The organism is Actinoallomurus purpureus, from assembly GCF_024055795.1.
GTDB classification, from domain to species: domain Bacteria; phylum Actinomycetota; class Actinomycetes; order Streptosporangiales; family Streptosporangiaceae; genus Actinoallomurus; species Actinoallomurus purpureus.
On sequence record NZ_JAMXMY010000038.1, the window covers coordinates 1 to 26,222 of the forward strand.

At 71.8% G+C, this 26,222-nt stretch carries 19 protein-coding genes; 13 read left to right on the forward strand and 6 right to left on the reverse strand.

Features of this window, described 5'->3' with window-relative positions; translation table 11 throughout:
- The first annotated feature begins 709 nt into the window (after nt 1–709).
- Nucleotides 710–6,364 (forward strand): hypothetical protein, encoded by a 5,655-nt coding sequence (locus NE236_RS41695; protein WP_252847851.1) that lies wholly within the window; start codon nt 710–712, stop codon nt 6,362–6,364.
- Between the two features lie 51 nt (nt 6,365–6,415).
- On the opposite strand, the gene NE236_RS41700 is transcribed toward NE236_RS41695, so the two are convergent.
- Nucleotides 6,416–7,216 (reverse strand): hypothetical protein, encoded by an 801-nt coding sequence (locus NE236_RS41700; RefSeq protein ID WP_252847852.1) that lies wholly within the window; start codon nt 7,214–7,216, stop codon nt 6,416–6,418.
- A gap of 144 nt (nt 7,217–7,360) precedes the next feature.
- Between NE236_RS41700 and NE236_RS41705 the strand changes: the two genes are divergently transcribed.
- The 7 genes from NE236_RS41705 (at nt 7,361) to NE236_RS41735 (ending at nt 18,391) form a co-directional block, all read left to right on the forward strand.
- A complete protein-coding gene (locus tag NE236_RS41705; RefSeq protein ID WP_252847853.1) occupies nt 7,361–9,796 on the forward strand; it encodes an AAA family ATPase in 2,436 nt (811 codons plus the stop codon).
- Entirely contained in the window at nt 9,793–10,119 is a 327-nt protein-coding gene (locus tag NE236_RS41710; RefSeq protein ID WP_252847854.1) for a hypothetical protein, read from the forward strand. Before NE236_RS41705 ends, NE236_RS41710 begins: the two co-directional genes overlap by 4 nt.
- Before the next feature lie 213 nt (nt 10,120–10,332).
- Entirely contained in the window at nt 10,333–11,316 is a 984-nt protein-coding gene (locus NE236_RS41715) for a phosphotriesterase family protein (RefSeq protein ID WP_252847855.1), read from the forward strand.
- Complete coding sequence (locus NE236_RS41720; protein ID WP_252847856.1) at nt 11,316–12,806, forward strand: class I adenylate-forming enzyme family protein; 1,491 nt, start codon at nt 11,316–11,318, stop codon at nt 12,804–12,806. Before NE236_RS41715 ends, NE236_RS41720 begins: the two co-directional genes overlap by 1 nt.
- 48 nt (nt 12,807–12,854) lie before the next feature.
- Nucleotides 12,855–15,737 (forward strand): ATP-binding protein, encoded by a 2,883-nt coding sequence (locus NE236_RS41725; protein ID WP_252847857.1) that lies wholly within the window; start codon nt 12,855–12,857, stop codon nt 15,735–15,737.
- 187 nt (nt 15,738–15,924) lie between these two features.
- Nucleotides 15,925–16,596 carry a thermonuclease family protein gene (locus NE236_RS41730; protein ID WP_252847858.1) on the forward strand — a complete coding sequence of 224 codons (672 nt, stop codon included), beginning with the start codon at nt 15,925–15,927 and terminating at the stop codon, nt 16,594–16,596.
- A 370-nt stretch (nt 16,597–16,966) separates the two neighbouring features.
- The gene (locus NE236_RS41735; protein ID WP_252847859.1) at nt 16,967–18,391 is read left to right on the forward strand and encodes a purple acid phosphatase family protein; all 1,425 of its coding nucleotides are present in this window, start codon (nt 16,967–16,969) and stop codon (nt 18,389–18,391) included.
- Nucleotides 18,392–18,405: 14 nt separating this feature from the next.
- Here the strand turns inward: NE236_RS41735 and NE236_RS41740 are convergent, their stop codons facing one another.
- From NE236_RS41740 to NE236_RS41750, 3 genes are all read right to left on the reverse strand, one after another.
- Nucleotides 18,406–18,768 carry a DsrE family protein gene (locus NE236_RS41740; RefSeq protein WP_252847860.1) on the reverse strand — a complete coding sequence of 121 codons (363 nt, stop codon included), beginning with the start codon at nt 18,766–18,768 and terminating at the stop codon, nt 18,406–18,408.
- Nucleotides 18,769–18,778: 10 nt separating this feature from the next.
- Nucleotides 18,779–19,429, reverse strand: a complete 651-nt coding sequence (locus NE236_RS41745) for a GIDE domain-containing protein (RefSeq protein ID WP_252847861.1) — start codon at nt 19,427–19,429, stop codon at nt 18,779–18,781.
- 210 nt (nt 19,430–19,639) lie between these two features.
- Nucleotides 19,640–20,419, reverse strand: coding sequence for a GIDE domain-containing protein (locus tag NE236_RS41750; protein ID WP_252847862.1), 780 nt, complete (start codon nt 20,417–20,419; stop codon nt 19,640–19,642).
- A gap of 98 nt (nt 20,420–20,517) precedes the next feature.
- Between NE236_RS41750 and NE236_RS41755 the strand changes: the two genes are divergently transcribed.
- Nucleotides 20,518–21,003, forward strand: coding sequence for a heme-binding beta-barrel domain-containing protein (locus tag NE236_RS41755; RefSeq protein WP_252847863.1), 486 nt, complete (start codon nt 20,518–20,520; stop codon nt 21,001–21,003).
- A 554-nt stretch (nt 21,004–21,557) separates the two neighbouring features.
- On the opposite strand, the gene NE236_RS41760 is transcribed toward NE236_RS41755, so the two are convergent.
- Nucleotides 21,558–22,325, reverse strand: a complete 768-nt coding sequence (locus NE236_RS41760; protein ID WP_252847864.1) for an alpha/beta hydrolase family protein — start codon at nt 22,323–22,325, stop codon at nt 21,558–21,560.
- A gap of 592 nt (nt 22,326–22,917) precedes the next feature.
- On the opposite strand from NE236_RS41760, the gene NE236_RS41765 reads away from it, so the two are divergent.
- From NE236_RS41765 to NE236_RS41775, 3 genes are all read left to right on the forward strand, one after another.
- The gene (locus NE236_RS41765; RefSeq protein ID WP_252847865.1) at nt 22,918–23,334 is read left to right on the forward strand and encodes a Fur family transcriptional regulator; all 417 of its coding nucleotides are present in this window, start codon (nt 22,918–22,920) and stop codon (nt 23,332–23,334) included.
- 10 nt (nt 23,335–23,344) lie between these two features.
- A complete protein-coding gene (ygfZ, locus tag NE236_RS41770; protein ID WP_252847866.1) occupies nt 23,345–24,307 on the forward strand; it encodes a CAF17-like 4Fe-4S cluster assembly/insertion protein YgfZ in 963 nt (320 codons plus the stop codon).
- Between the two features lie 89 nt (nt 24,308–24,396).
- Nucleotides 24,397–24,849, forward strand: coding sequence for a hypothetical protein (locus tag NE236_RS41775; RefSeq protein WP_252847867.1), 453 nt, complete (start codon nt 24,397–24,399; stop codon nt 24,847–24,849).
- Here the strand turns inward: NE236_RS41775 and dtd are convergent.
- Nucleotides 24,846–25,289, reverse strand: coding sequence for a D-aminoacyl-tRNA deacylase (gene dtd / locus NE236_RS41780; RefSeq protein ID WP_252847868.1), 444 nt, complete (start codon nt 25,287–25,289; stop codon nt 24,846–24,848). The two genes, NE236_RS41775 and dtd, sit on opposite strands and share 4 nt — an antisense overlap.
- 101 nt (nt 25,290–25,390) lie before the next feature.
- Here dtd and NE236_RS41785 point away from each other — a divergent pair, with 101 nt between their 5' ends.
- Nucleotides 25,391–26,218 (forward strand): beta-keto acid cleavage family enzyme, encoded by an 828-nt coding sequence (locus NE236_RS41785; RefSeq protein WP_252847869.1) that lies wholly within the window; start codon nt 25,391–25,393, stop codon nt 26,216–26,218.
- Nucleotides 26,219–26,222: the final 4 nt, after the last annotated feature.

Here is a 26,222-nt window from a genome sequence, read left to right on the forward strand (position 1 = left end):
GAACGGCGACGGCCGGACCACCCCCCGGCCCGGCACCACCCCCGGCCGCCCCGAAGGCCCGGCCGGCAACGGCCCCCGGCCCGGTGAGACCGGCCCAGAGCCCGGACAAGGCACCAGGCCAGGCGAAAACGGCAACAGCACACGACCCGGTGAAGGACCCACCGCCACCAAACCCGACGAAAACGGCAACGGCACCAAACCCAGTGAGAGGCCTGCCGGCGACCAGCCCCGGCCCGCCGACACACGCGCCACCACGGCCGAGTCCGGCGGCGCGGGCACCGGAGGCGCGCACGCCCCCGGCGGCGCCCCGGTCGTAGGGATCGAGCCCGGTGGGCCAGGGTCCGGGCCCGCCCTCCCCTTGCGTCCGGGCGAGCCCGTACCCGGCGGCACCGGGCCCGCCGAACCGTCGGCGGGGGGCACCGGCCGTGGTGACATCTTCTCGCTCCTGAATGGCGACGGCTCCGAGCGGCCGCGTCCGGCGAGTGCGGGCGCGGGCACCCGGGGAGAGAGCGAGCCGACGGGTTCGTCCGGCCGTCGCGTACCCGCCGCCGAGCCGGGGACCGGTCCCGGCACCGCTCCGGCGTCTCGTACGGAACCGGCCGGGAGCGCGCGGGGTACGACCGGCCCGGAGCGGCCGGTCGGCGGTCGCTCCTCGGAACGCCCCGTCGCCGAGACCCCCGCACGTTCTGGGGACGACGGGACCGGCTCCGTGCCGTCATCCGAGCGTCCGGCCGACCCGACGAGCGCCGGTGAGCGCCCCACTTCCGAGATCGACAGACTGCTGAACCACTCACCCGAGCGGCCAGGGGAGGAGCCGGGAGAGCCGGGAGATCCGTCCCAGGCGGCACCCGTCGCGATGCCGGATGGCGGCCCCGAGCACGCCGGGCCGGAGGAGCGCCGGACCACGGAGCCGAGCGCGCTCCTGAAGCCGGAGTCGTACGAGGAGGTGGCGCGGGGGATCACCCAACGGGTCGAGTCGCTCGAGGTCGAACCATCACGGGCGGTCGCGCCGACCTCCCCGGCCGCTCACGAACAGCAGACCTCGCACCCGGTCGGAACGCCGGGCGCCGACGGGGCACACGCCGCCCCCGAGTTGACGGCCACGCCGCATACGGACGTGCCCGCCCGGGTGCGCGAGCTCGCCGATTCCCTGCGGCGGGACGCGGAGGTCCTCGAACAACGCGTGGCCGCCCACGAGGCGCAGGCCCGCGAGGCGGGAGAGAAGGCCGAGGCCGCCCTCAGGGAGTCGCAAGACGCCGCGGGTGAGCGTGAGATCGGGGCTCCCGAGCGCAGCGCCAAGGCCCTCGCCGAGAACGAGTCGGCGTTGCGCGACCAGGCGCGTCACACGGACATCGCCGCGTCCTACCGGAAGGCGCTGGACACGGCCCGTGAGGCGCAGATCGGCTACGAGGCGCTGCGGAACTCTCTGGAACACCTCGCCGTGCACGAGCACGCCTCGAAGCTGGAGGCGGAGGTGTCCGCCCAAACTGCCAGGCTGCTCGCCCATGACGCGCAGAAGCGACTTGCGTCATATGACGACGCGCGGTCCAAGGTGCTGTCGCCGCACCCGCCCAAGTACACCGACTACGGTGCCATCGGAGACGCCACAGGCGTGAACCGGGTCGAAGTGCCCGCGGACACGCGCGAAGCGGTGCGTGAATGGGCCGCAGACCTCCCCGACTACCTCCCCGAGAAGCTCCGGGCGGAGATCGAGGAACGCGTCCACGAGATCCTGTCCACCGCGGACCGTGACGTGTGGACCGACTTCCTCCAGAACGGCATCGCCTTCGAATCCCGCGGCCACCTGGTCTGGCTCAAGCCGCGGCTGGAGTCGCCCACGTACCTCGGCCCCCAAAAGGGCCCGCGGGACTACACCGTCCCGTTCGGCGCCGCCGGAGCCGGCGCCAAGGAGGCCGGGCACGCGCATCGCGAAGTGACCGGCGGCGACGTCGAGATCGTCGAGAACTCCGACGCCATGGAGATGCTCGGCCTGCCCGGCGTCAGCGCGGGCAAGGTGTCGGGCGAGGCGCACACCGCCGCCACCGAGGTCATGGCGGGCCACAAGCCGGTGGCGCTCAAGCACGATTTCTTCGACTGGAAGGTACGCCTCGACGCCCATGTCGACGGTGCCGAGCTGGGCCACGGCGGTCGCCTCCGGGACACCTCGTTGACCGTGCCGATGCCCGAGCAGTTCCATCGCGAGGGAACACCCGTGACCGGCGGCGACAGGGCGCCCCTGCCGCAGCACCGGGTGCCGTCCGAGCGGGCGGGCGCGGTGCGCAGGCATGACGTCTTCGTCACCGCCGTCCAACCCGACCGCCTGGTGACGGAGTTCCAGCGACAGGCCCTGCAGGCGGGCATGTCGCCGCGCCGGGTCGCCGAGATCGTCAACCGCGAGCTCACCGGCCACATCGGTCAGCAGATCATGCTGAACCGCGGCCGCGACCTGGTGCACGGCGAGCTGACGACACCGAACCTGACCGTCAAGTCGCAGGTGCTCCGCCTCGAGCACCTGCCCGAGAGCGACACGCCGATCCGCGAGGCGGCGCTGCGCGACGACCAGGGCCTGCTCGCGTCGACCAACGACTCTCACCAGTTCGGCACCAAGTGGCGCGTGTTCGCCGGCATGAAGCTCGGTATGGACAATCCCGCTGCGAAGTTCTTCGCCCGGATCGGCCTCACCTACCAGAACGGCAAGACCCACTTCGTCGCGACCTCCCACACGGCACTGCCGAAGAGCACGTTGGTGCGGAAGGCAGAGGTCGCCCGATACCAGGCGCTCGTACGCATGGAGGTCGACGCCGGATTCGGACGCTTTCACGCCGACATTCCGATGGAGTGGGCCGTACGGGCGTCCGACGCTCCACAGTTCGAGCGCGACCTCCTCGGCGCGGTCAGGACAAAGGAGCTCGATCGCTCGGTATCCGGTGGGCGGTCCGCCGAGGCGACGCCCGGTGAACTGCCCGCCGGCGAACCGGCCGGGTCGCACGGGCATGAGGCGGGTAAGCCGGGCGAGCCGCACGGGCACGAGACCGGTAAGCCGGGCGAGCCGCAGGGACATGAGTCCGCCAAGCCGGCCGAGCCGCACGGGTATGAGACCGAGAAGTCGCCCGAGCCGCACGGGCATGAACCCGATGAGTCGGCCGGCGGTCGCGAGGTCGCCGTGCCGGGTGCCGGCCCGGTCCGTCCGGCGGAGGTCGCGCCGCACGAGCCGCATCCGGCGGAACCCGCGCATCTCGCCGCCGGCTGCGGTGCGGGTCTGGGCAAGCTGACCAGGCTGCCGGGAGCCGAACGCGTCGTGGAGGAGGTCCACGCGGCCATCGACCAGGCCATACCGGACCTTCCCCGGGACGTACGGCGCCAGCTGTGGCGGGATCTCGACGCGCGGTTCGGCCGGTCCGCCCTCGAAGGACGGTCCCTCGCCGACGTTCTGTACGGCGACCGGCACCACATCACGGTCGGGGGGCGCCGGATCGAGATCTCCCACCACGCCGAGCTGGGAGAGCGCCGCGGCGTGGACTCGTACGACATGACGGTGAACGACCGGAAGGTCGCCGGATCGGGGACGAGCGTCGGCCGTAACACTTCCGCAGGCGGCGGCGTGGAGTTCGCGGGGAACATGCGGGTGAAGGCGGGGAAGAGCTTCGGGGTCGACTTCCCGAAGGCCACGGCGCACGCCGGCGTGAACCGTTCGAAGTCGGTGACCTTCCTCAGCGGCACCACGGAGTACCGCCGGACGGAGACGGACGGGCCGGTCACCGAGATCTCCAAGGAGATGCGCCACCACGTACGGTTGCGCATCCAGGACGGCCGCAAGGAGGTCACCGACCGATCCTGGACGGTCGACGGTGAGGACGTCGCCGCGAAGGTCGTCGTGCCGGAGGAGCACCGCCCCGAGTGGAAGATCACGGCAGACGATCTGCCGGACGTCGGCCGCGTCGACCGGGTGGACGCGGACGCCCTCCCGGACGACCGGATCGACTTCGACGGCAAGACCACCGCCGTCTTCCCGAGCTTCGTCGCCTCCCGCGACCTGCCGCTCGAGGTGGGACGCGTGGAGGCGGAGCTGACGGGACGACAGGCCCCGGCCGACCTGGCCGAGGTTCCGGCTGAGATGTTCGATGCTCTGGGGCCGTCGCAGTTGGAGGCGCATCTCGCCGAGCTGACGTCTCCGGACGGCTGGAGGGTCGAGTACACGGGGGCCGACGGCACCCGCCGCGGCATGACGCTCAGGATGGAGTTCGGCCGGCCCGAGCATGTCGCATCCGGGACCGGTACGGAGATCGAGCACTACCGGATGGCCAGCTCCCGGATCAAGGACGGGACCGGCATCGACCTCAGGGTGGAGGCCGAGGCGAAGGCCGGTGGCCGGCTGAGCGTGTCGCAGCACTCGGGAGAGTCCGGGGGGCACGGAGGGATGTCCGGGAAGGGCATCGTGGACGCCGGGCTGTCGATCGAGGCCGACCGCCGGACCGGGCACAGCGAGTACGTCGGCGCCAGCGACGTCATCCGGGGCACCTACGGCAGCGGGGGACTGACCCACCGGTTCAGCGGCTCGGACGTGCACCTGTCGGTCACGCCCGACGCGCCGGCCGGCGGTCGGCCGCAGACCGGCCACCTGCGGATAAAGGGTGCCGCCGATTTCATGATGCCGGACCGGATAGCCAAGGATCATCACCTGGCCCCGTCCCCGGAGCACGCCGAATCGGGGCACGCGTCGGAGGGACCGTCGCCGGAGCACGCCGCGGAATCCTCGCCGGAGGTCGCTCCTCACACCGACGACGGGCCCGTCGTGGCCAAGCCGGTGAGCGAGCCGCGGACGTACCGGCCCGACGTCGCCATCACGTCCGCCCACGTCGAGCGCTTCGACGGGCGTTCCGTCCTGCCTGAGGTCGAGAGGGTTCTGCGGGACCGCGGGGTCCTGTCCGGGGACGGCGGCCCGGTCAGATCCCTGCTCCGCGCGGCGTTCGGCGAGCCCGCGCTGGCGGCGAACATGGCGGGCCTGCGCAAGGGCGTCGTCCAGTGGATCCCGGTCGAGTCGGCCTATGGCTTCACCCGCCATATCGGCGTCCGGGTCCGGGCGGTGCTGGAGAACGGTGCGCACACGGCCGAACGGCCCGACGTCCAGCACATGGCCCGAGTCCAGGGGCTGAGCGGATCCGACTCGGTGCACGAGAGGGGGGTCGCTCGCGGTGCGGGCGCGCTCGCGCGGCTGACGGGGCGCGGCGAGGACGGCAGCCTCGGCGGCCAAGTGGGCGGCGCGCGGGTCTCCCGATCCGAGAGCGGGCGCGTCGACGGTGTCGGAGAGAAGGACATCGACCGGCGCCAGACCCGGGAGGGTTCGCAGGAGTTCACGCACGGCATCCGTTACGAGATCGAGGTCTCCGAGACGAAGGACCCGCCGCCCGGCCTGGAGCGGGGCGTCGGCGCCATCCGGCGGGCCGCACGCGCGTTCGCGAGGCTGACCGGGAACGATGCCGCCGCGCGGCACTGGGACGGTCACCGCTCGGTGTGGTCCACGACCGCGACGACCGCGGGCAGCGTACGGCTGGTCGTGCCGGACCATTTCACGACTCCCCTGGGCGAGGGCGAGCACGTGCCGGGATGGGATCCGGTCGTCGGCGAGCACCCGCGCTGGGCGGACCGTACGGGGCCCACCGAGGCCACCGCGACGCTGCGGGGAATGGTCGGCCGCATCTCCTTCCCCGGCGCCGAGGTGGTGCACGAGTACGCGCCGATCGCCGCGCAGCCGCCGGAGCACCGCGGCCCGGTGCCCGGCCAGACCGATCGGCCGTCCGGGTACGAACTGAGCCGGCCGCGCGGCATGGAGCTGTGGGAGAGGACGAACCCGCGCAACCTTCTGGCGCACGTCAAGGAACTGCTCGACCACCAGTACACCCTTCCGGGCCTTCGACCGGGGGAGAAGGTCACCGTCGGGATGAACGTCGTGGGGCTGCGCGAGGAGGCCGAGGCCCTGCTCAAGCGGCGGGAGTACGTCCAGACGGCGACCGGCCACCGGGACGTGTCCGGCCACGGCAAGGAGGTCAGCGGCCGGGGTGGGGGGTCCGGAGGCCCGGCTGGGGACCATGTCGCCCTGCTCTCCCGCAGTGGCGGACGCGGCTCGGCCGTCGCCCGGGAGGCGGACAGCGTCAACATCCGTGAACGCAACATCGAGGTGACGGACAACAACCACGTCTACGCCGCGGACGTCATCTTCGTGTTCCACCGCGAGGGCGCCAAGGATCTGCTGGTCGACGTCTCGGAGGCCCTGCACATCCGGCTCACCGAGGACGCCGTCGCCGAGCTGGAGCGGCTGCACCCCGGGCTGATCCGCGAACCCGTACCCGAGCTCCCGGGCGAGTAGGAGGTCTTGCGCCCGGCCGCCGACCCTGCCGAGGCCGTCGTCGGACGCCCGTCAGTGGAACCTCGTGAGCACGGCCGCCATGACGGCGAGGGCCTGCCGCCGGGCCGCGGGGTAGGCGAACCGGGTGCCGACCAGGTTCTTCTCGTCACGTGCGCCCGGCGGATAGTCGGCTCCCCGCCAGGTGACGGTGATGATGACGTTCCGCGTTCGGGCCTCCACCTTGGCGCCGCCCATGTCATAGCTGCGGGCGGTCGTCTTGGTGGGGCCGGCGAGGATCCGGGTGAACGCCTGCGCCGCGAACGCGTCGTCGCCCAGACCGCCGAGGCGTTCGGGGTCGTGCTCGTAACCGCCGTTCTCGCTCGTGTCGGCGGCGTACGCGTAGTCGCGGTCGAAGTTCCTGGCCACCTTGGCGGTGCCCGAACCGAGCGAGTCGGTGTCCTCCCGATCGAAGACGATCTCCAGCGTGCGGGACCGGTCCGAGTGCAGGATCGACCAGCCGCAGGAGTCGCCGCCCCGCAGGGGCTTGACCGACCGCACGTCGGACGGCAGCGCGTCGCCCGCCGCCGTACAGGGGTCCGGCAGCGTGGCGTACTCGGGACCGGTGGGACCCGGCGGTGCACTCGACGGGGCGGCGACGGGCCGATCGTGGCCCTTGGTCTTGTGCAGCGCGCCGGTCCAGCCCAGGACCACGGCGACGACGGCGGCGATCAGCAGGGCGACGATCCAGGTCCGGCGAGGACCCGCCGTGGGCCGCACGGGCGCTTCCGGGCGCACGGGGTGTTCCGGCGACGGTGACGCCGCCGGAAGCGGGTCCTCCGGGGGAAGGAACTCGGGTCTGCCTGGACCGGTCACGGGACTCCTCTCGGGCGGCGACGCCGTGTCCGATCTTCCGGCATGGTGGCCGACTACGGCCAGATGTGTGCGTAATGCTGCCGGACGGTCGCCTTCCGTGAACCATTGGGAGCGCGGGTGGCTGGTGACGGCAGGGGAGCACGAGTGGCGGACGATCAGAGTGCGCGGCGGGTGCACGTCGGGGGGAACGTCAGCGGCCAGGTCGTCGCGGGCGACCACAACCTGCTGATCAACGGGGACGGCACGACCGTCACCGTGCATCATGGCGCGGCACCGCCGGTCCAGAGGCGCCGCCACCCGGCGGCGCGGGCGCTGCCCCGCCCGGGCGCGCCGCTGTTCGGGCGGGAGACGGAGCTGGCGCGGCTGTCCGGCTTAGTCGACGACGGCGTCCCGGTCCAGGTGTACGGGCCGAGCGGGGTGGGCAAGTCGGCGCTGCTGCGCAGGCTGATGGCCGACCGGGCCGCATCGGGGACCGACGTCGTCTTCCTGCCCGCCGCCGGACTCGACGTCGAGGACATCGTGCAAGAGCTGTTCGACGCCTGCTACGACTCCATCGACTACCGGCCCGAAGCGAACCGGTTGCGGCGGCTGATGGGGTCCATCCAGGCCCTGATCCTGGTGGACGACTTCGCGGGGTCGGCCGCCGACCTGAAGACACTCCTGGACGCGACCCCGTCCAGCGACCTGGTCGTGACCTCGACGGACCGCACCATGGGGAGCGACGGGCGCGCGCTGGAGCTGCCGGGCCTGCCCGAGGACGCCGCCCTGCGACTGGTCGAGGCCGAGCTGGGCCGGGAGCTGAGCGACGAGGACGCCGGCGCGGCCCGGCGGCTGTGCACGGCCGCGCGCGGTCACCCCCGCGCGCTGATCCAGGCCGCCGCGGCGACGCGCGCCTCGGGAGCGGGCACCCTGGTCGCCGACGCGGACGCGGTGGCGCGTGCGCTGGCGGCCGGTCTCGACACCGCCGCCCGCACGGCCTTCACGGCGCTCCGGGCCCTGGCCGGCGTGGCCGTGTCGCAGAGCCTGCTCGGGGCGCTGACCGGCATCCCCGATCCGGCGACGGCCTTCGCCGACCTCCAACAGGCCCGTCTGGCGGAGCCGGAGGGGGACGGGTACGTCCTGGCGGCCGGCCCCGAGACGCCCGCACCGGACGCCGCACCCGCCGACGCGGCCGGGTTCGCCCCGCCTCTCGTCGACTGGGTGCGCGTGGCCAGGCCGCGTCAGATCGCCGACGCCGCACCGGTGGTCCTCCGGGTCCTCGGCGCGGCCGTGCGGAGCGGAGCCGACGAGCCGGCGTGCGCGATCGCCCGCGCCACGGCCCCCGCCTTCGCCCGTACGCTGCGGTGGGGGTCGTGGCGGATCACGCTGGCCCTGGGGCTGGAGGCCGCACGTGCGCTGGGATCGGCCGAGGACATCGCGTACTTCGAGGGCGAGGAGCGGGCGCGTAAACGGGCCCTGGGCCTGCTCGTCGGCGCGGCCGCCGGCGGTGCGGTCGGAGCGACCGCGGTCCTCGGACACGGGGCACTCGCGGGCGGGAAGACGGCCGGGGGCGCGCTCGCCGCACACCCCGCGCTGATCGCCGGGGGCGTGGCGGCGGCGGTGGCCGCGACCGTCATCGGCGTCGCCGTCATCAACACCGGCGACGACCGACCCGCCCGAGGCCCGATCACGACCGTTCCCCAGGGGAACGTCGCCCCGCCGCCCCCACCGACGGTCAGCCCCACCCATACGCACCGGAGGACCATCGCGGCCCCCGATCTCACGCTGTCGGCCACCACGGTCACGTCCGGCGAGCCGTTCACCGCGACGGCCACCGGCTTCCTCCCCGGCGAGCGGGTGCTGTTCGCGCTGTCGTCGGGTGAGTGGGGCAACGGCGGTCCGGGCTACGAGACCGCGGACTCCTCCGGCCGGGCCGAGCACCGCGTGGAGGGCAGCCCGTCCGCGGGAAAGTGGACGGTCACGGCGTCGGGCTCGACCTCCGGACGTCGCGCGGAGGCCGACCTGCTGGTCAGGGCGGCCAAGGGCGTCCGTCTCGTCGCGCCATCCCACGTCGAGGCCGGCAAGCCCTTCAGCGTGACGGCCTACGGCTTTCCCTCGGGCTTCCGGGTGGTGGTCACCTGGGTGAACGACGACACGAAGGACAGCGGCGACTTCGGGCCCGACACGGCGAACTCCGACGGCACCGCGGGCACGTCGACCGCGCGGCTGCAGAATCCCGGGCACTACACGCTCCAGGTCACCGACCCGCGCCGTGGCGATACGGACACCCGGTCCCTGCGTGTCGACCCGGCACCGGAGCAGAACCCGCCCGGGCCCGCCGAGCTCGGGTTGTCCACGCCGGCCGTTCGTCACGGTGACAGCTACACGGTGCGCCCGTCGGGCTTCTGGCGGAACGAGGAAGTGCGCTTCACCTGGACGGGCGACACCAGCGGCCTCATCACCAGCAAGGTGACGGACGACGAGGGCCGCGTCGCTCCGTTCTCGGTGCACGAGCTCGAACAGCCCGGCGACTACCGGGTGTGCGCCACAGGAACCCGTTCCGGCCGACAGAGTTGCGCTTCGCTGAAGGTGGTCCCATGAGTCACTACGAGATGAACATCGACGGGCCGGTCTCCGGGCAGGCGGTCGTCGGGGACGGCAACAACGTCGTCGCGGGCGGATCCACCCTCGATGTGGCGGAGCTGAAGCGCTTCGCCAAGGCCGCCGCACGGGCGTTGCCCGTCCTGGAGCTGAACGATGAGGGGCGGCGCACCGCGGAGGAGGCGTCCGTGGAGATCCTCGCGGCGGACGAGGGCGCCGACCACGGGAGGCTCCGCGCGCTCGGCCGGACGCTGCGCGCCGTGCTCGAGGGGGCCGCCGGCGACGTTCTGGCCGCGACCGTTCTCGGCATCTGGAGTCCCTGACCCGCGCGGTCTACAGTCTCGGTCACCGGTCCCACTGCAGCCGGATGTCAGTGGGGCCGGTGACCGGTATGCTCCCGGCGCCGATCCGGACGAGGCTCCGGCGATGAGCGAGCGCTGTCTCTCCACGCCACGTCCCGTCCATTGACGGCGTTCCGGTGCCGGCCTTACGTTGACCGATACCGACTGGTCGGTATGTCCGATGGGAGATCCTCCATGCCCGCTGTCGAAACCGTTCGCGGCGCCGTCGACGTCTCGGAACTGGGACGGACGTTGATGCACGAACACGTCTTCGTCCTCGCCACCGAGCACGTGCAGAACTACGGCGCGGAGGCATGGTGGGACGAGGAGGAGCGCGTCCGGGACGCGGTCGCCAAGCTGCGGGCGGCGGCGGCGAAGGGGATCACCACGATCGTCGATCCGACGGTGTGGGGACTCGGGCGGTACATCCCGCGCATCCAGCGGGTCGCCGAGCAGGTGCCGGAGCTGAACATCGTCGTCGCGACCGGCCTGTACTGCTTCGACGACGTCCCGCACCAGTACGAGCACCGGGGGCCGGGCCTCCTGGTCGACATGCCCGAGCCGATGGTCGAGGACTTCACGCGCGACATCGTCGAGGGCATCGCGGGCACCGGCGTCAAGGCGGCCTTCCTCAAATGCGTGGTCGAGGCGAAGGGGCTGACGCCCGGCGTCGAGCGCATCGCCCGTGCCGTCGCCCGTACCCACCGCGAGACGGGCGCGCCGATCACCGTGCACACCTCCAGCGCGACGCAGGCCGGGCGGCTCGCCGTGGACCTGTTCGGGAAGGAGGGCGTCGACCTGTCCAAGGTGGTCATCGGGCACGCCGGCGACAGCAACGACCTCGACTACCTGATGGCGCTCGCCGACACCGGCGCGATCCTCGGCATGGACCGGTTCGGGCTCGACGTCTACAACGCCACGGCGGACCGGGTGCGCACGATCGCCGCCCTGTGCGAACGCGGCTACGCCGACCGGATGGTGCTCAGCCACGACGCGAGCTGCTTCATCGACTACTGGGCCGGCGCCCACGACCAGGTGCGGTCCACGATGCCGAACTGGCAGTTCGAGCACATCAGCGACGAGGTGCTGCCCGCGCTGCGCGAGCTCGGCGTCTCGGAGGCACAGCTCGACCAGATGCTCGTCGACAACCCGCGGCGGTACTTCACCCGGGGGGTCTGATGTTCGACGCCTCGGGAGTGGCGCGCGGTCCCGACGGGATCGCCCGGTACACCGGCCTGCCGGACAGCGTCGTCCACATGCTGCGGCTGACCGTTGACGCACACCCCGACCGCGAGGCCGTCGTCGAGACCGGCGGCGGGCCGCGGCTGACGTACCGGGAGCTGTGGGACCGTGCGGCGCGGGTGGCCGGCGGCCTGCGGGCGGCCGGAGTGGGGCGCGGCGACCGCGTCGCGATCCGGTACGCCAACGGCGTCGACTGGGTGCTGGCCTTCTTCGGCACGCAGCTCGCCGGGGCGATCGCCGTGCCGGTCAACACGCGGTTCGCCGAGGAGGAGGCGCGCTATGTGATCGACGACAGCGGCGCCGCGTACATCGCCGACGGTCCCCTGCCGGAGGGCGCCCCGTACGCCGCCCCGGACCTGCGCCCGGACGACCCGGCCGCGATCTTCTACACCAGCGGCACCACGGGCTTCCCGAAGGGCGCCGTCACGACCCACGCGAACTTCCTGTCCAACTCCGAGAGCTGCCGGCGCGCGATCGGCATCCCGGTCGGTGACCCGACGAGGAACCTCGTGTCGGTGCCGCTGTTCCACGTGACCGGATGCAACAGCCAGCTGCTCCTCACCTGCCACCAGGGCGGCACGACGGTCATCATGCCGACGTTCGCGGTGGGCCCGTTCCTGGCGGCGATCGAGGAAGAGCGCATCGACGTCCTGACGAGCGTCCCGGCGATCTACTGGCTGGCCGTCAACGACGCGGCGTTCCCACGGACCGACGTCTCCTCCGTGCGCTACCTGTCGTACGGCGGGGCGCCCATCGCCCCGGACCTGGTCGGCCGGATCAAGGACGCCTTTCCCGCCGCCCGGGTCGGCAACGGGTTCGGGCTCAGCGAGACCTCCAGCCTGACGACGTACCTGCCGCACGAGTACGCCGCGGACCACGCCGACTCGGTCGGGTTCGCCGTGCCGGTGTGCGACCTGCGGCTCGACCTGCTCGACGGCGAGCGGGAGACCGGCGAGCTGCTCGTGCGCGGGCCGAACGTCGTCGCCGGCTACTGGAACAAGCCGGAGGCCACCGCCGCGACCTTCGTGGACGGATGGCTGCACACGGGCGACGTCGCCCGCATCGACGCCGACGGTCTCGTCCACATCGTCGACCGGGCGAAGGACATGATCAACCGCGGTGGGGAGAACGTCTACAGCGTCGAGGTGGAGAACGCCCTGGCCGGGGCGCCCGGCGTGTTCGACGCGGCGGTGGTCGGCGTGACCGACGAGGTGATGGGCGAGAAGGTCGGCGCGGTGATCGTCCCGATGCCGGGCACCGAACTCGACGTCGACGCGGTCCTGGCCCACCTGCGCGAGCACCTCGCCGACTACAAGGTCCCGCAGTACATCGCCGTACGCCCCGATCCGCTTCCCCGCAATCCCGGCGGCAAGCTGCTCAAACGCCGGGTCCGCGACGAGACCGACTGGGGGAGTCCGCTGCGCTGAGCGGCGTGACCGCTGGCACGGCGGGCGCAGCCCTGAAATCCTTCCGCTGTGGCAGGTGCGACAGGGGAACTCCAGGGACCGTGGTACCGCATTCAGGCGATCCTGTCGCCCGAGCACGCCGCCTCGGCGGAGTGGGACTTCGTGACCGTGCTGCCGGCCGTGCTGTCCGCGGCGCAGAGCCGGCGGCCGTTCGTCGTCGGCTGGATGTCGCGCGGCGGCGGCGCACCGCTCCAGCTGATCACCAACGCCGGGCCCCTGCACCTCGCGCACGACCGGCAGCAGGGGCTGCTGTTCCCGCACGGCGCGCGCGGCGTCCCGATCGGTGACGAGTGGCTGGACGACGCCGCGGCGATGACGTGGAGCCGCTGCCCCGCCCGGCTCGCGCCGCCGCTGGCCTCCTCACGGGCGGACACCGGGCCGACCCTGTTCGAGTCGACGCTGGTGACGCTCATGGAGCGGCCGTTCGGCTGGCTCGTCATCGCCGACCAGTGCGGCGAGCAGGTGCTGCGCGATCAGGTCACCGACCTGCAGTACGAGCTGCAGATGCGGCGGCGGGGCGATGGCGAGCTCGCCGTCGAACGCCTCGAGCGGCGGCTGGCCGAGCTCGACGCCTTCCAGGAGGCGGGCCTCTGGAACGTCCGGGTCCTGGCGGGGGCCGAGTCGGCGCAGGCCGTCGAGCAGATCGCGCCCGTGCTCGTCGGCTCCGTGGAGATGAGCCACCACCCGTACCGCCTGCGCTCCGGTGAGCGCGCCGTGCGCTTCCACGAGGCCGTGCACGTGGACACGCAGGACCAGGATCTGCGGTCGCCGTTCGTCGCGACGGCGGGCGCCCTGGCGGCACTGGCCGGGCTGCCCCGCCGCGAGGTGCCGGGCCTGCGGGTGCTCGACGCCGACTACTTCGACGTGACCTCCGAGGTCGGCGGCGAATCGGCGGTGGACGGACCCGGGGTGGCGCTGGGCGCGATCCTCGACGGCCAGGACCGCCGGGTCGGGACGTTCACGGTGCCGCTGCAGACGATCAACCGTCACGTCTTCGTCACCGGGTCGACCGGGTCGGGCAAGTCGCAGACCGTCCGGCACCTGCTCGAACAGCTCACCCGCAGCGGCATCCCGTGGCTGGCCATCGAGCCGGCCAAGTCGGAGTACGCCGCGATGTCGGGTCGTGTCGGCGCGCCCGTCACCGTGATCAACCCGTCCGACCCCGCCGCCGTGCCCCTCTCGGTGAACCCGCTCGCGCCCGAGCCCGGATACCCGGTGCAGGCGCACATCGACATGGTGCGGGCGCTGTTCCAGGCGGCGTTCGACGCCGAGGAGCCCTTCCCGCAGATCATGTCGCAGGCGCTGCAACGCGTGTACGAGGCGAACGGCTGGGACGTCGTCACCGGCCGGGGCCGCCCCGGCTCGCCGATCGAACCCGCCATCCCCACGCTGGAGCAGCTGCAGAACGCCGCCCTCGAAGTGATCGGCGACGTCGGCTACGGCAAGGAGCTGATGGCCGACGTGAAGGGCTTCGTCGACGTACGGCTCCGGTCGCTGCGCATCGGCTCGGCGGGACGGTTCTTCCAGGGCGGTCACCCCGCCGACATCGAGGGGCTCCTGAACCGCAACATCGTCCTGGCCATCGAGGACGTGGCGAACGACGAGGACAAGGCCTTCCTGATGGGGACCTTGATCATCCGTATCGTCGAGCACCTGCGGCTGCGCGCCCGGAGCGGGCGGACCCCGCCCGGCCTCGGGCACGTCATCGTCATCGAGGAGGCACATCGGCTGCTGCGCAACCGCGGGGAGAACAGCGCGGGCGCGCACGCCGTCGAGCTGTTCGCCGGGATGCTCGCCGAGATCCGTGCGTACGGCGAGGGCATCGTCGTCGCCGAGCAGATCCCCACCAAGCTCGTCCCCGACGTCATCAAGAACACCGCGCTCAAGGTCGTGCACCGGCTGCCCGCCCACGACGACCGGAGCCTCGTCGGCGCGGCGATGAACCTCGACGACCACCAGTCCCGCACGGTGGTGTCGCTGCCTCCGGGCGTGGCGGCCGCCTTCGCGGACGGCATGGACCGCCCGGTGCGGATCCGCGTCCCGCTCGGGCAGGACCGCGAGCGCGTGCTGCCCGGCCCGGTCCCGCCGATCGCGGGCCGCCGGTCGGCCGCGTGCGGGTGCGTGTGCCGCGACGGCCGGGCCTGTTCGCTGTACGAGCTGCGCGAGGCGGATCTGCTCGCGTCGGCGGCGGCATGGGCGTGGCTGCGGGTCTGGGCGGACACCCTGGTCCTGGCGCACGTGACCGACCGTCCGATCCCGGCCGCGCCGGCCGACCTCCGCCTCGAATGGGCGGCCCGGCCCGCGCGCCTGCGCGAGTGCATGCTCGCGACCGTCCTGGACCGTGCCGTCGGGCGCCGCTCAGAGGCGCTGCGCACCGCGTACGCGCCGGAGAAGCTCACCGCGACCGTCGCGGCCATGGCGGACCGGCTGCTCGGCGGTGAGCCCGGTCTGGCGGGCGTCCGGCCCGGCGCCGACTGGGTGATCCCGCAGCTGCGCTGGCTCCACGAGATGGACCGGCTGTTCCCGCCCGGCCAGGGCGTCCCGGACAAGTACGCGCCCGCGCCGCCGCTGGACTACGAGCTGCCGGGGCTGCGGCAGCCCGCGGAGCCGCTGTTCGGCCACCGCGTACGGGCGCTGCGCCGCCATTCCCTCTCGACGGCCCTGGAGGCGAACCGGCCGATCGCCCGGACGGCGATCCTCGGCGGCGACGACCACGCCGAGTTCGACCGCGACCTCGCCGTGGTCGCGGTCGGCGTCGACGCCGACGAACGGCTCCGGCACGTCGCCGAGACGATGCGGGCGGCGTGGCTGCCCCACGTGCTCTCCTGGCCCGAACACCTCATCGACGGCTTCGCCGACCCGGACGGACCCCCGCCCTTTCCCGCCTCCTGACCCGACCCGACGGCGCTCCGCCCTTCCCCGGCTCGGGCGCACGAAAGGCTCGGGGAAAGGGCCGGAGCCGGGCGACGAATCGGGACGAGGGCGCCTGTGCCAGCTTGTTTCACCGAGCTTTTCGTATGCCCTGCGAGGGGGCGCCAGGAGATGATGACTGTCGGTGTCGCATTGGATACTTGCGGCCATGCGGAGATGGGCTCTCGCCGGGGCGGCGATGCTGACGGTGCTCTGCGGCGCCCACGCGACCGGCGCGGATCGTACGATCGGGGCGACGCCGCTCCTCGAGCATCTGAGGCGCGGGCCCGCAGTTCCCCGGTCCCCGGGCGCGGACGGCCCGGCGCGGGACGCCGGGTGGATTCCGGGGGGCGGCGCGGCCCCGGACGTCAAGCGGCTCCCGGATGGCGCGAACGGTGGCGCGGTGCCGGGTGCGGCCGGCCCGGGGCCACCGCCCGACGCATGGACCGCCACGGTGGTGCGTGTCGTCGACGGAGACACCCTGATTCTGCGGATGTGGGGCAGAGCCGTCCGGGTCAGGCTGATCGGCGTGGACGCGCCCGAGACCTGGACGCGTCACGATTGCTTCGGCGTGAACGCGACCCGCGCTCTGCGCCGCTTGGCTCCGGCGGGGTCCGTTCTCCGCCTCGCCGGCGACCGTGAGGCCTATGACCACTACGGTCGGCGGCTCGCCTACCTGTGGACGACGCGTGGCCGGTTCCTCGCGGCGGAGCTCATCAGGGCGGGCTTCGCCCAGGCCATGGTCATCGGCCCCAACGCCCGCTATTTCGGGGTCTTGGCGGCGGCCGAAGCGGCCGCCCACCGCAAGAAGGCGGGGTTGTGGGGGTGCCGCAGCCTTTAAGAGCTCTGAGGCGGTGACTTTGTCCGGTCCACGCCGGACAAGGTCACCGCTGAAGCGGGCGCTTAAATGCCCCGCAGCCTCCGCCGCAAGGTTGCGGGGCTCCTGTGCCGTGGAAACCTTTGTGCACAGGCTGTGGAAAACGCTGGGGGTTCCGAACCAGGGGACGATCTCCGCCCGCCTGCGTTCAGCGCGCCTGAAAAACGCCGGTCGCCCTGACGTGAAACCCGCATTCGTCTGGACCGCGGTCGTCGTCCGCCTGCCTCAGGCCGTGCCGATTGCGCCGACCAGTGGTGGCCGGGTGTGGCCTGACTCTGGTGTTGTCGCTGTGCCGCTATGGACCTGATCTTCGTGGCGGCCTACCGTCCGGCCCATGTTCTGCTGTCGGCCCGGCCGTCGCGAGCTGCTGCGCCTGAGCGCGATCGTCTCCGGGTTCTCCCTCGTGCACGTGGTCGGTGAGACGCGGGCGTCCGCGTCCGACGTCCGGCCGGTCAACCTCGAACTCGTCACCCTCACCGAGACCAGCGCGATCTTCACCTGGTACACCGGCGTGGCCGGCACCGACGACGGGCTCGGACGGATGCGGCCCGCCCCGGCCGACGGGGAGATCCTCCTGGGCACGCGGCCGGGACGGCTCACCCGCACCGTGACCGGTCCCGCTCACACGCCCTATCACTACATCGAGGCGACCGGCCTGGAGCCCGGCCGGACGTACTACTACCAGGCGCGGTCGCGGGGGAGGACGGCCTCGCCGACGCCGGTGGCCGGGGCCGCCGGGACACCGCTGACGGGCGGCACCTTCACGTTCACGACGCCGCAGCCGCCGCCCGGCCGGTTCCTGTTCTCCATCGCGCTCTGCAACGACCTGCACCTGGGCGAGACCGTCGCGGGGCTCGTGGGCGGGCTGCCGATCAAGGGGATCTCCCAGGTTCCCGGGCGGCCGCCGTACCCGGAGATCATGTCGGAGGCGTTGGTGCGGGACGCGCGGCATCGCGGCGCGACCTACCTCCTCGCGGCCGGCGACGTGTCCTCGGAGGCGGCGCCCGGCGACCTCGCCGAGGCCAAGCGGATCCTCGACGGGTTCGGCACCTACCGCCGCGACTACCTCGTCGCCCGTGGCAACCACGATCGCGCGCACGACGGACCGGCGTACGCCGCCTGCCGGGTCGGCGAGTGGCAGGGCCATGACTGCTTCCGCGACGCCTTCTCCGACGGGCCGACGTACTTCAGCCACGACCTCGGCGGCCTGCGGGTCATCGGGCTGGACACGTACGACAAGCCGGGCAACGGCGGGGACGCGGGCGGTCTGTCCCGTGAGCAGTTCGCCTGGTTCGAGGCCGAGCTGAAGGCGCAGAAGGAACAGCCGACGATCGTGTTCGGGCACCATCCGCTGCTGTCCCTCGACGATCCGCTGGCGGCGGCCGGCGGCACTTCGCTGGAGGTCGGACAGACGGTCTCGATCATGGCGGCGTACGACCGGACGCCCGGGGTGTTCCTGCACCACGCCGGCCACACGCACCGGAACAAGCGCACGGTGCTGCCCGGAAGCCGCCACGTGACGCAGCAGGAGGTGGGCGCGGTCAAGGAGTATCCCGGCGGGTTCAACCTGCTGCGCGTGCACAGCGGCGGCTACGCGCTGAACTTCTACAAGACCCGTGGTGACCTCGCCAGGGAGTGGAGCGAGCGCAGCCGACAGGAGATCAACGGACTGTGGCCGCAGTTCTCGTTCGGTCCGTCCGTGGCGGACCGGAACAGCGTGACCGCCCGCGACCTGTCCGGCGTCCGCGCGGTCCGGTGACGGACCGAGGTCTTTCAGTAGACGAGGGCCTGGGCGCCTTCGCCGGTGACCTCTTCGACGAAGGTCGGCGCGCCCGCGATGCGGACGCCGGGCAGCACCTCGTCGTCGGTGATGTCGCGGCGCGCCGCGCACTGCGTGCAGACCGTGACCCGGCCGCCCGACAGTACGATCCCGAGCAGGTCCTCCAGCGGGGTCGCGTGCGGCAGCTCGAACTCCTTGGCCCGGCCCGGCAGCGCGAACCAGGAGGATTCGCCGGTCAGCCAGAGGGATACGTCGACGCCGCTGGCCACGGCGGCGGCGGCCACCGTGAACGCCTGGTTGCAGCGCTCGGGTGCCTCAGCGCCCGCCGTCACCTTGATGACGAGTGATCGTGCCATATCCGGCACACTAGTCCTCCGGGCTGGAATCCGGCACGGTCCTCGAGATGATCAGTGGCCGCAAGCCGCTTTTGCCCAGGACGAGATCGCCCAATTCCGTACGAGCCGCGCCGACGACGCGCAGCGGATCCCCGGCGGCGATGACGCGTTCCTCGACCACGAAGCCGATCGCGCGCTCCCGGTGGCGCGGACGGAGAGGGGCGCCCAGCAGGGCCGCGAGGCGCGCGGTCAGCGGTCCGTGCGGTGAGTCCGCGAACTCCGCGAACGACGGCTCGCCCAACTCCAGCTCCGCGCCGTGCGCGTCGACCCGCACGGTGGCGGTGTCACCGGCGACGTACAGCGGCCCGCTGATCTGCTCGGCCGTCCTGCCATGGCGGACCACTTTCGTCGGACCGAGAGGGCCCGGCCGCCAGGCCCAGTACCGCTCGAACACGGTGACCGCGTACCAGACGCAGGGGCGCCCGGACAGCGGTGCCGTGACCGACCCGACCGGCCCGTTGATCGCCTGCCCGGTGACCTCGCGCGGTGCCCCCGGGGCGTTGTCGGTGAGGGGCTCGGCGTGGTTCATCGCCCGCTGCCTGCGCGCCTTGCCGATCGTCTTGGCCATCGCGTCGGCACCCGCCTCGACCCCGGCCGTGATCAGTGTCATCAGCGCGTACAACCGTCCTCCTAAAACCCGGGAAGATCAGACGCGATGGGGAAGCGAATGGTTCACCGGCTGATCATCTCGATCGCGAGCCAGACCAGGCTATCTGCCTGATCAAAGATCAGGCCATCGAGATCGAACTCCTCGAGCGACCCCTGAGTAGCAGCGAACGCCGGCCCCGGCCGTGATCATGTCATCGGCGCGTGCAACCGTCCCCCTTCAGCCCTAAAGGAGCAGGCGCACCAGGTGACCGCCCGGGTCGGCGTGGACCATCTCGAGCAGAAGCCAGATCAGGCTCGCGGCGATCAGCGCGCCTCCGATGAGGTAGGCCCGGAAGAGGCCGCCCCGCAGGCTCGCCGACAACTCCTCCTCCGACCGCGTCGAGATGATGAACGGGCCGGCGTCGGGCCGGCCCATGACGAGCCGTCCGTCCGCCGCCATCGCAGCTCCGAGAACGTACAGCGACTGACTCTGGGGAATGACCCACTCCTCGTAGCGGTGGCCCTTGACGTTGCTCAGGTTGACCCGGAAGTGCAGGCCGAACAGGTTGACGTCGCCTCCCGCCTGCTCGTAGTGCGACAGGGACTGCGGGGGCTCGTCGACCGGTTCGCCGTCGTGGACGATGATGATCTCCCCGGCGTCGTCGCGCACGGCGAAGGGAGCCCCGTGGGTCTCGTCGTGTAGCGTCCGCTCCCGCGTCGTCGTCTCGGTCGTGCCATCGCGGTGCTCGGTGTGCGTGTAGCGAACCGTCACCTTCGTCCGGTGCCACACGCACGGCTGCCCGGAGAACGGTGCGTGCACCGGTCCGTCGGGCCCGGGCACGGCCGTCCCCTTGACCTCACAGACGACGGGCTCGTCGTACTCGGCGATCTCGGCACAGGTGACGGTCGCGGTCGCACGCATGGCGCGGCGCTTGCGCTGCTGGACGTACGCCCGGAAGACCATCGGCACCCCGGCCACGGCGAGGAGAACGGGAATGAGCCAGAAATAGAGCAGGTCGATCAAGGGGTTGACGGGAACCTCCGGCGGGGGATCATTCGGGTGAACCGGTCTCCGGTGACTCGGTGTCGCCGGCCGGGCAGTGGCCACTACGCTGGCCGAACATGGAACCTGAGCTGCATCCCGACCTCGAGCCGTTGGCGTTCCTCCTCGGAGACTGGGAGGGGGCGGGGGTCGGTGGCTACCCGACCATCGAGAGCTTCCGCTTCGGACAGGAGATCTCCTTCAGTCATGTCGGCAAGCCGTACCTGATCTACACGAGCCGTACATGGCGCTTGGACGATGAGGGCAACCTCGCGGCTCCCCTCGCGCGGGAGAGCGGTTACTGGCGGGTCCAGCCCGAGGGGAGGGTCGAGGTGGTGCTCGCGCACCCGACGGGCATCGTCGAGATCTACGTCGGCCAGGCGGCGTTCAACCGGGTGGAGTTGGCCACGGACATCGTGGCGCGCACCGAGACCGCCAAGGAGTACACCGCCGGCAAGCGGCTGTACGGGCTGATCGGTGAGGACCTCGGTTACGCGTACGACATGGCGGCCGAGGGGCAGAGCCTGCAGTCGCACCTGTCGGCCCAGCTGAAACGCGTCTCCTGAGCGGTGCGGCGGTCGCCCGGAGCCGGGGGTCCTGGGACAGTGGAGGGGAAGCCGGTCGTTGTCGCCCGCGTTCATGAGTGCCATCCGTCGGTCAAGCCGGTGCCCATACCGTGGCGGAACTCCAGCGTGGCCCCGCATTCCGGGCGAATCGCGCGAGGAAGGCGTGGGTGTCTTCTCTGAGGTTTCTACTGAGGCGAGATATTTATCGCCTCAGTAGAAACGCCGGAACGAGACGGCCGAGGCGCGGCTGTGATGGGCCGCACCGGCTCCCATCGGTGCCCAAAGCACCGCCTACCGACACCGAGAATCCCTTGGAATCAATCGTCTAGTGTCCTGTGCCGGGAATTCGTTCAAGATATGAGGCGAGGCGTTGTTCGGTGAGCAGGCCGAACCAGCGCTCCACCTGGTTCAACCAGGAGGAGTAGGTGGGGCCCGCTCTCGGCCGCCATCGATGCCCGTGACCAGTGCGTGGCATTCTTCGGAGTGCGCTCCAGCGTGGCCACCACCGCGGTGGGGGCGTCCGGCTGGCAAGCCGGACGCCGCAACCGCGCACGTCAGGCCGATGCGGTGACCGCTCCGCCGAAGTGCCGGGCGAAGAACCGGACCGTGCTGTCGACCTCGAACCGGGGCAGTTCTTTGTGCTTGCCCGAGTTCACGTGCAACGACTTCTCCTTCGAGGCGAAGGCGTCGAACAGCGCGAGGCCCTCCTCGCGCGAGATGTGCTCGTCGTCCCACTGCATGTCGAACTCGATCGGGATGGTGATCTGCTTCGCCTTCTCGGCCAGGACATCGGGCCAGTGCTGACCGAAGACCGCGGCGGTGATCCTGGGTTCGATCGCCACGAACGGCACGCCGATCGCGGTGCCCATGTTGATGCCCCAGAAGCCGACCAGCCCGCCGGTGCCGATCTCCGGGAGTTCCTGGAGGGCGTCCAGGGTCGCCTGGTACTCGGGCACGGCGAGCTCCGCCAGGTGGTCGTTGTAGCGCACGACGATCGGGCCTTCGGGCTCGCCCGCCGCCCTCGCCCGGAACAGCTCGGCGGTTTCCGCCTCGTCGTGCGCCGTGCGCGGCCGGTCGCCGTGACCGGGCGCGTCGATGACGGCGACGTGGAAGCCGCAGCCGGTCACGAGGCGCTGGGCGCGGCCGGACATCGCCGGGTGCTTCTTGTGGTTGCCGCCGCCGTGGGCCATCAGGATCAGGGGTGCGCGATCGGCCGCGTTGGAGGCCGGTGACCAGAGGACGCCGGGGACGCCGGCCACGGTGAAGTCGCGTTCGAGGATGCCGTTGGACGACGACTCGGCGGTGAACTGCAGAGAGTGCATGGGTGTTGCCTTTCGGGAGTGCCTTGTTGTCGAGGCGCTCCCGGCGACACCTACGTCAATCGCCGGCCGTGACGGCAAGGGGGAGCACCCACGTGGATACAGCGTTCATGGGTCTCACCTCCTCGGGCGGTGTCACGGTCGACTGGAAACTATCAGAACGATCATCATCCTGCCAGACAGGCCCTAGGGGCCCGTGCCCAAACGATGATCCGATATGCGTGGCCACACGTCTGCGGATCGATCGGAGAAATTCAGAGGAAATAGGACAACCCCCGGGCTGCACCTGCTGCTGCAGGGGTCGACAGGACTGGGTCGACCGGCCCGGGGGTCGGGTGTCTGCCTGGTATTCGCCGGCCGTGTCCTCGACCGGTCGCCTCACCCGCGTCGGGGCGGGGCTGAGGCGGGACGGCGGCTAGCGGACAGCCACCTCACGAGTCCTCGTACTATGCATACTTCCGGACCACCTCCTTTCACGCTTAGCCCGAACGTTAGATCAGCGGTCGAGACGATGGCAAGGGGATTTTCGGCGGTCTTCGCACGCCGGTCGGCGAGAGGCCCGGCAGGACGCCCGGCGGGGACATAAACTCGGTTCGTGGCGGAACCATGGCACGAGGAGCTGAGGGCGCGGGGCTATCGCGTGACCCCGCAGCGCCAGCTCGTGCTGGAGGCGGTCACCGCGCTGCGGCACGCGACTCCCGAGGAGATCTGCACTCAGGTGCAGCGGACCGCGCGCGGCGTCAACATCTCCACGATCTACCGGACCCTGGAGCTTCTCGAGCAGCTCGGGCTGGTCAAGCACACCCATCTGGGGCACAAGCCGCCGACCTACCATCTCGCCACCGAGGCGGACCACGTCCATCTCGTCTGCCGGGGGTGCGGCGAGGTGTACGACGTCACTCCGACCGTCGCGAAGGGGCTGGTGGACGTCCTGGAGCAGGAGCACGGCTTCGAGACGGACGTCCAGCACCTCACGGTGTACGGCCGCTGCCGCGACTGCCGGACAACGTAGGCTTGCGGTCATGGACAGTCCGCTGCTGAGCACGCCCGGAGCCGTATCGGCCGATTCGCCGGACGACGGGGTCGCCGCGCACTACGGCGAGCCGTTCGCCGAGCAGCGCGCCCTCGTGTCGGGGGCGGCGGTGGTGGACCGGAGCAACCGCGGGGTCGTGCGGGTGGCCGGGGCCGACCGCCTGCGCTTCCTGCACAGCCTCACCAGCCAGCACCTGCAGGACCTGTCGCCGTACACGCCGACCGAGGCCCTGCTGCTCAGCCCGCACGGCCACGTCGAGCACCATCTCGCCCTCGTCGACGACGGCGAGGCGGTCTGGGCGCACGTCGAGCCGGGCACCGCGCCGGAGCTCGCGCGCTTCCTCGACTCGATGCGGTTCATGCTGCGCGTCGAGGTCACCGACGAGTCCGAGTCGTACGCGGTCGTCACGCTCACGGGCGCCGAGCCGCCCGCGGGCGCCCTGGTGACGACCGACGGCCTCATCGTGCCCCGCAAGGAGCTGGACCGCGACTGGCAGGCGCGTCCGGCGGGCCTGTGGGCGTACGAGGCGCTGCGCATCGCCGCGCACCGGCCGCGGTTCGGGCTCGACACGGATCACCGGACCATCCCGCACGAGGTCGGCTGGATCGACGTCGCCGTGCACCTGAACAAGGGCTGCTACCGCGGCCAGGAGACGGTCGCGCGGGTCCAGAACCTCGGCCGTCCGCCCCGGCGACTGGTGTTCCTGCACCTCGACGGGAGCGTCGACCGGCTGCCCGCGCACGGAGGGCCGATCGAGGCCGGCGGCCGCACGATCGGGTTCGTCGGCTCCGCGGCCCGCCATTACGAGCTGGGCCCGGTCGCCCTCGGCCTGATCAAGCGCAACGTCCCGGTCGACGAGCCGTTGCTGGCCGATGGGGTGGCGGCCACGCAGGAGGTCATCGTGCCTCCGGACACCGGAGCCAACGCCAAAATCGATCTTCGACGTCGATAGTCCGTTAATCGCCAGGAACCGGATCATGATGGGCGGCGCTCATGGGAGGGTTTTCTCCGTCGGACGAGACCTCGACGAGGAAAGAGAACATGGGGCGACGGCGGCGGCGGGTGCGCGAGCCCGGCTACGTCTGGTGGGGCGGCTTCGGCGTGCTGCTGGTGGCCGCCGTGCTGATGACGTCGTGGCGGCTGGCACTCATCGCGCTGCTGGGCTGGTGCCTGTATGAGTTCTCGCTCGTGCCGACGGTCTGCCGGGTGATGACCCGGCAGGGGTTCGCCTGCCACGAGCCGGTCCGCGGGCGGCTGTTCGCCTGCTCCTCCGCGCACCAGCAGGTCAAGAACGATGCCCTGTGGGGCGCGGTCCGGCTGCCCAATCCGTTCCGGCGGGAGGCCGTGCCCGACCCGAACCGCGACACCGGGGTCGTCGTCTACTCTCCGAACGTCCGCGCCCGCCTGGCGGACAACGACCGCAACGTGCTGGCCCTCGCCACGGCGGGCATGATCGTCACGGTCGTCGCCGCCGTGCTCGGCCTGAGCACTTAGGTCTCCACGATGAGGGTGATCGGGCCGTCGTTGGTCAGGGTCACCTTCATGTCGGCGCCGAAGACGCCCGTCTCCACGTGGGCGCCGAGGCGGCGCAGCTCCGCGACGACCTCCTCGACGAGGGGCTCGGCGACGGGGCCGGGGGCGGCCGCGATCCAGGACGGCCGGCGGCCCTTACGCGTGTCGCCGTAGAGGGTGAACTGGCTGATCACGAGCAGTGGCGCGCCGAGGTCGGAGCAGGACTTCTCGGGCGCGCCGTCCTCCGCGCCGTCGAAGACCCGAAGTCCCCAGAGCTTGGCCGCGAGTCTCCTCGCCCGCTCCTGGGTGTCGTCGTGGGTCACGCCGACGAGGGCCAGCAGGCCCGGTCCCTCGATGGCGCCCACGACGCGACCTTCGACGGTCACGCCGGCCTGACTCACTCGCTGGACGACGGCTCGCACGCCACCGCATTCTGCCGTACGCCGCGTGGCAGGGGAGAACGGGAGTATTTTGCTGAAGATCTTCTCGCCAAATCGGCCATCTACTTGAAATCATGCTGTCCATGGCCAGAACGCTGATAACAGTTGCGCCGACCGGGGCGGAGGCCGACAAGGCCGACGTCCCGGCGCTGCCCGTCACGCTCGACGAGCTCGTCCAGACGGCCAAGGAGTGCGAGGCCGCCGGGGCCGCCGTCGTCCACGTCCACATCCGCGACGCCGAGGCCCGGCCGACGCTCGACCTCGCGCGCCTGCGCGACACGGTCGCCGCCCTGCGCGCGAGCACGAACCTCATCGTGCAGTTGTCCACCGGCGGCGCGGTCACCGACCCGTACGAGCATCGGCTGCGGGTGCTCGACGCCGAGCCGGACGCCTGTTCGCTGACGTGCGGCACGGTGAACTTCGGCGACGAGGTCTTCATGAACCCGTGGCCGTTCATGACCGAGCTGTACCGGCGCACGCAGGAGCGGGAGATCGTGCCCGAGTTCGAGCTGTTCGACCTCGGTCACATCGCGTCCCTGCACCGGCTGCTGGACAAGTACGGCCCGCCGTACGGGGGGCACGTGCACTGCGACCTGGTCATGGGCGTGCCGGGCGGCATGCCGGGCGACGCCCGGACCCTGGTCGCCGCCGTCGAGGCGCTTCCCTCGGGGGCCACCTGGTCGGCGACCGGGATCGGCCGGACGAGCCTGCCGGTGATGTACGCCGCCCTGGCGGCCGGGGGTCATCTGCGGGTGGGCATGGAGGATACGCTGAGCTACGCCAAGGGGCGGCCGGTGACGGCCAACGCCCAGCTCGTGGAGCGTGCGGCGACCTTGGCGCGGATCGCCCAGCGTGACCCGATGCCGCCGGATGAGGCGCGGTCGTTCCTGGGCGTGAAGGACCGCCAGTAGCCGA